This window comes from Acrocarpospora pleiomorpha (assembly GCF_009687885.1).
Lineage (GTDB): Bacteria > Actinomycetota > Actinomycetes > Streptosporangiales > Streptosporangiaceae > Acrocarpospora > Acrocarpospora pleiomorpha.
Genome location: NZ_BLAF01000019.1, coordinates 142191 through 147151 on the forward strand (window position 1 = coordinate 142191; position 4961 = coordinate 147151).

6 protein-coding genes are annotated in these 4961 nt (G+C 72.9%); 4 read left to right on the forward strand and 2 right to left on the reverse strand.

Annotated elements, in window-relative coordinates:
- Window positions 1-100: 100 nt before the first annotated feature.
- The gene (locus tag Aple_RS18810) at window positions 101-1024 is read right to left on the reverse strand and encodes an N-acetylglucosamine kinase (RefSeq protein WP_155345918.1); all 924 of its coding nucleotides are present in this window, start codon (window positions 1022-1024) and stop codon (window positions 101-103) included.
- A 261-nt stretch (window positions 1025-1285) separates the two neighbouring features.
- Between Aple_RS18810 and Aple_RS18815 the strand changes: the two genes are divergently transcribed.
- From Aple_RS18815 to Aple_RS18830, 4 genes are all read left to right on the forward strand, one after another.
- The gene (locus Aple_RS18815) at window positions 1286-2047 is read left to right on the forward strand and encodes a DeoR/GlpR family DNA-binding transcription regulator (RefSeq protein WP_155345919.1); all 762 of its coding nucleotides are present in this window, start codon (window positions 1286-1288) and stop codon (window positions 2045-2047) included.
- A gap of 68 nt (window positions 2048-2115) precedes the next feature.
- Window positions 2116-2424, forward strand: coding sequence for a PTS sugar transporter subunit IIBC family protein (locus Aple_RS18820; protein WP_155345920.1), 309 nt, complete (start codon window positions 2116-2118; stop codon window positions 2422-2424).
- Window positions 2417-2851 carry a PTS mannitol transporter subunit IIA gene (locus Aple_RS18825; protein ID WP_155345921.1) on the forward strand — a complete coding sequence of 145 codons (435 nt, stop codon included), beginning with the start codon at window positions 2417-2419 and terminating at the stop codon, window positions 2849-2851. Before Aple_RS18820 ends, Aple_RS18825 begins: the two co-directional genes overlap by 8 nt.
- Window positions 2848-3873 carry a zinc-dependent dehydrogenase gene (locus Aple_RS18830; RefSeq protein ID WP_155345922.1) on the forward strand — a complete coding sequence of 342 codons (1026 nt, stop codon included), beginning with the start codon at window positions 2848-2850 and terminating at the stop codon, window positions 3871-3873. The genes Aple_RS18825 and Aple_RS18830 overlap by 4 nt, the downstream gene beginning before the upstream one ends.
- A gap of 166 nt (window positions 3874-4039) precedes the next feature.
- On the opposite strand, the gene Aple_RS18835 is transcribed toward Aple_RS18830, so the two are convergent.
- Complete coding sequence (locus Aple_RS18835) at window positions 4040-4789, reverse strand: sulfite exporter TauE/SafE family protein (RefSeq protein WP_155345923.1); 750 nt, start codon at window positions 4787-4789, stop codon at window positions 4040-4042.
- Window positions 4790-4961: the final 172 nt, after the last annotated feature.

Sequence of the window (4961 nt, forward strand, 5' to 3'; positions counted from 1 at the left end):
ACCCCGCCGAGCCCGTCCCCGAGCGCCCGCCGCAGCCAGTCGGGCGGCGCGGTCCCGTCGAATCCCGGCTGCAGGACGCTCATCGCCGTCCGCTCAAGATTCACGCGCACTCCCCGATGACTCGCCGGTGCAGGTCGGCCGCCGGGAAGGCGGCGCGGAGCGCGAGGGCGGCGGCCCCGGCCGCGCCGTCGCGAGCGGGGATGGGGCGGGCGGCGTCGCCGAGCTCGGCCCGGACCCGGCGCGCCAGCTCGGTGGGCTGGGTGAGCAGGGAGCCTGCGAGCACCAGCGGTCCCGCCGCGGGGCCGAGCGCGCGCGCCGTGGCGGCGAGGCGGCGGGCGGCCTCGTCGAGAATGGCGCAGGCGGCCGCGTCGCCGTCGCGGGCGGCCGCGTCGACGAGGGGGGCGAAGCTGGCGAGCCAGGCGGGACCTGAGTCGGCCACCTGGGCGTACACGGTGGAGACGATCTCGCCCGCGGACGTCCCGAGCGAGGCGAGCCGGTCGAGCAGCACGGTGGGTCCGGCGCGGCCGTCGAGCGACTTCAGCGCCGCCGTCACGGCCTGCCTGCCGATCCACACCCCGGACCCCTCGTCTCCGACCAGCCAGCCGTGGCCGTCGGCGACCGCCGCGACCTCCCAGCGCGCGATCCGGGCCGCCACCGCGCCCGTCCCGGCGATCAGGACCGTGCCGTCCGGCTCGGCGGTGGCACTCGCGAAGGCCACGAGCACGTCCGCCACGACGGCCGGGCAGCCGGGCAGCCCGGCCGAGCGCCACGCCTCCCCCGCCAGCCGCCTGGCCCGCTCGGCGCCCGACCCGGCCAGGCCGAAGACACCACCCGCGACGAGCGCGGGATCGAGCCCGTGCATCGCGGCGCGGAGCGCGGCGAGCAGGTTGGCGGCCGGATCGGCGACCGAGACCACGTTCGCGCCGCCCGCGCGCCCGCGCCCCGCCACCTCCCCCGTCTCACTGACCACCACGCACCGCGTGCTGGTCCCCCCGCCGTCCAACCCGATGATCAAAGCCGTCACAGCCACTCCCCCTGCAGATTGTCTCCAAGAATCTACAAGAGGGTGAAGATTTCCTCCAACGAGGTCACGTGCGCCGTCTGCGCCAGGACCTACCCCGCCCTCACCCCTTCGCAGTGGGCGGAATACTTCCCAGGCGTGGACCACCGACCACAGTGCGCCAAGGCTTAGATCGCCGACCGGCGATATCGGACAACTTGACGGCCAACACACACGGGTGTAAATAAAGATGAAACCAAATGAAAACGGCGGTGAATCAATATCGTGTACGCGGAGGAGCGCCAGCAGGAGATCCTGCGCCGGGCCCGGGAGGCCGGGCGGGTGGACGTGGTCACGCTGGCCGAGGAGCTGCTGGTCACCACCGAGACCATCCGGCGGGACCTGACCGCGCTGGAGCGGACCGGCCTGCTGCGGCGGGTCCACGGCGGCGCCATCCCGGTGGAGCGGCTGGGCTTCGAGCCCGCTCTGGCCGCCAGGAACGAAGTGCTGACCGCCGAGAAGGAGCGTATCGCCAAGGCCGCCCTGGCCGAGCTCCCCCAGGACGGCGCGATCATCATCGACGCGGGCTCCACCACCGGCCGCCTGGCCCAGGTGCTGCCCGCCGACCGGGAGCTCACGGTCATCGTCAACTCGCCGCCGCTGGCCACGGTGCTGGCCACCCGGGCCAACCTGTCGGTGATCATGCTGGGCGGCCGGGTGCGCGGGCGCACCATGGCCACCGTCGACGACTGGGCGCTGCGCCCGCTCGACAACCTGCACGTGGACGTGGCCTTCATGGCCACCAACGGCTGCACGGTGAGCCGGGGCCTGACCACGCCGGACCCGGCCGAGGCCGCCATCAAGCGGGCGATGATCGCCGCGGCCCACCGCACGGTCCTGCTGGCCGACCACACCAAGTTCACCAACAGCTACCTGGCCAGGTTCGCCACCTTGGCCGACGTCGACACGGTCGTCACCGACACCGGCCTGGACAGCGGCCTGGCCGCCGACCTGGCCGCCGCCGGGCCCGAGGTGATCCGCGCATGAACGCCGCACCCAAGGCAGCTCAGAGGAACCAGAGAACGACGAGACCGTGAAATCGGAGGCCTGATCAGATGGCGAGCATCGAGAGCAAGGACATCCACAAGATCATCGTCGCCTGCGACGCCGGCATGGGCAGCAGCGTGATGCTGGCCGGGCAGCTGCGCAAGGCGCTGAAGGGCCAGGACATCGAGGTGACGCACATCCCCGTCAACGCGATTCCGGCCGACGCCGACGTGGTGCTCTGCCACGCCGGCCTGGCGGCCCGGGCCCGGGCGTCGGCGCCGGACACGGTGCTGATCCCGTTCCAGATCTTCATCGGCGACCCGGCGGTGACCGGGCTGATCTCCACGATCAAGAATGGCGGCACTATTCATGGCTGAGGGCGTGCTGGACCGGCGGGCCGTGCATCTCAAAGCGGTGGCGGTCAACCGGGAGGACGCGATCCGGCAGTGCGGGCAGGCGCTGCTGGCGGTGGGGGCGGTGCGGGAGCCGTACCTGGTGACGATGCTGGAGCGGGAGCAGTCGATCTCCACCTACGTCGGGGAGGGGGTGGCGATCCCGCACGGCACGCTGGCCGGGAAGGACGCGGTGCTGCGGGACGCGCTGTCGTTCCTGCGCTTCCCCGACGGGGTCGACTGGGGCGGCGAGCGGGTGACGATCTGCATCGGCATCGCCGCCACCGGCGACGGCCATGTCGCCGTGCTGGCCGAACTGGCGGAGATCCTGCTTGATCCGGAGCGGGCCCGGGTGCTGCGGGAGACCGCCGAGGTGGACGACGTCATCGCGATCCTGGGCGGTGCCGCGTGAAGGTCGCGCGTTTCCACGCCCCCGGCGACCTGCGCGTCGAGGAGGCGCCCGAGCCGGTCACCGGCCCGGGCGAGGTCAAGATCCGGGTGCGCAACTGCTCCACCTGCGGCACCGACGTCAAGATCTACAAGCACGGCCACCACCACATCGACCCGCCCCGGGTGATGGGCCACGAGATCGCCGGGGAGATCGTCGAGTCGGCGGCCCCCGGCTGGGCGCCGGGAGACCGGGTGCAGGTGATCGCCGCGATCCCCTGCGGCCGCTGCGCGGAGTGCGCGCGCGGCCGGATGACGGTCTGCCCGAACCAGGAGTCGATGGGCTACCACTACGACGGCGGCTTCGCCGAATTCCTGACCGTCCCGGCGAAGGTGCTCGCCGTGGCCGGGCTCAACCGGATCCCGGACGGGGTCGGCTTCGCCGAGGCCTCGGTGGCCGAGCCGCTGGCCTGCGTGCTCAACGGCCAGGAGCTGGCCAGGGTGGGCCCCGGCGACGATGTGGTGATCATGGGCTCCGGCCCGATCGGCTGCCTGCACGTGCGGCTCGCGCGGGCCAGGGGCGCCGCCCGGGTCTTCCTCGCCGACATCAACCCGGACCGCCTCGCCATGGCCGCGACGCTGGTACGGCCCGACGCGGCGATCCACACCGACATCGAGGAGCAGGTCGCCAAGCTGACCGACGGCCGCGGGGCCGACGTGATCATCACGGCCGCCGCAGCGGGTTCCGCGCAGGAGCAGGCGATCCGGATGGCCGCCCGGCAGGGCCGGATCAGCTTCTTCGGCGGCCTGCCCAAGGACAACCCGATCATCGCCTGCGACTCCAACCTGGTGCACTACCGGGAGCTGACGATCGTCGGCGCCAACGGCTCCAGCCCGGCCCACAACGCCCGCGCGCTGGACCTGATCGCCACCGGCGCGGTCCCGGTCGCCGACCTGATCACCGAACGGCTGCCGCTGACCGACATCCTGGCCGCGATCGACACGGTGGCGCGCGGCGCGGCCATCAAAGTGACCATCGAACCCTGAGAACGGGAGAGACGCTCGCGTCGGCGACCGGCTTGCACTCCCGGCCCGCGGCCGCGGTGCCAGCGCCTAAGGCCGTGCGTGACAACGTGTCCGCGGTGTTCGCGAAGCTTCAGGTGGCCGATCGGGCGCAGGCGATCATTCAGGCGCGGGAGGCGGGGTTGGCGCGCTAGGCGTACGCGGTGATGCCGAGTTTGATCGCGACGAGCAGGCCGCAGGTGGCGGCGAGGATGCGCAGGCTCTGGCCGGGGAGGCGGCGGACGAGGCCGGGGCCGAGGCGGCCGCCGAGCAGCAGGCCGGCGGCGAGCGGGATCGCGGCCAGCCAGTCGACCGGGCCGAACAGGGCGAAGCCGAGCGCGGCCACCGCGTTGGCGAACACGCCCAGCACGTTCTTGACGGCGTTGATCCTGGCCGGGAACTCGGGCAGCGCCGCCATCAGCACGGCTAACATGAGCACGCCTCCAGCCGCGCCGAAATAGCCGAGGTAGATCGCCACCGCGAACACCGTCAGCCGAACCGGCAGGCGCTCGTGGGGGCGTGGGCGCGGCGGCCGGAGCAGCAGCAGCGAAGCGGTGGCGACCAGCAGCGGAGCCGCGAACTCGAACGCGCTCGGCGGCGTGACCAGCAGCAATGCCGCGCCCGCCGCACCCCCGAGTGCGGCGGCCACGCCTAGGCGGCGCAGCAGCGGACCCTGCCCCGACAGCTCGGGCCGGGAGCCCGCCGCCGCGCCGAGTCCGGTGAACACGAGCGCGACCGTGTTGGTGACGTTGGCGGCCAGCGGCGACAGGCCGAACGCCAGCAGCGCCGGGTAGGAGACGATCGACGCCAGGCTGACGACCGTGCTCAGCAACCCCGCCAGCACACCGGCGGCGAACAGACCAAGAATCTCCCCCGCGACCACCCGGAAACCCAACCACATCGGCGGGATCGGGTTTCACCGGCCCCCAGGAAGCCGTCGCCTTCGGGTCGCTTCGTCCGGGCGACCACAGGGCCCGGGTCGCTTCGTCCGGGCAACCACGAGGTTCGGGTCGCTTCGTCCGGGCGACCAGGAGGCCCGGCGGGGCGGGCGGAGCCTGGGGGAAATCAAAGGG

Coding starts and splice junctions, on each gene's coding strand:
- Aple_RS18835 (WP_155345923.1), bottom strand. CDS start 4,789: ATGTGGTTGGGTTTCCGGGTGGTCGCGGGGGAGATTCTTGGTCTGTTC.
- Aple_RS18820 (WP_155345920.1), top strand. CDS start 2,116: ATGGCGAGCATCGAGAGCAAGGACATCCACAAGATCATCGTCGCCTGC.
- Aple_RS18825 (WP_155345921.1), top strand. CDS start 2,417: ATGGCTGAGGGCGTGCTGGACCGGCGGGCCGTGCATCTCAAAGCGGTG.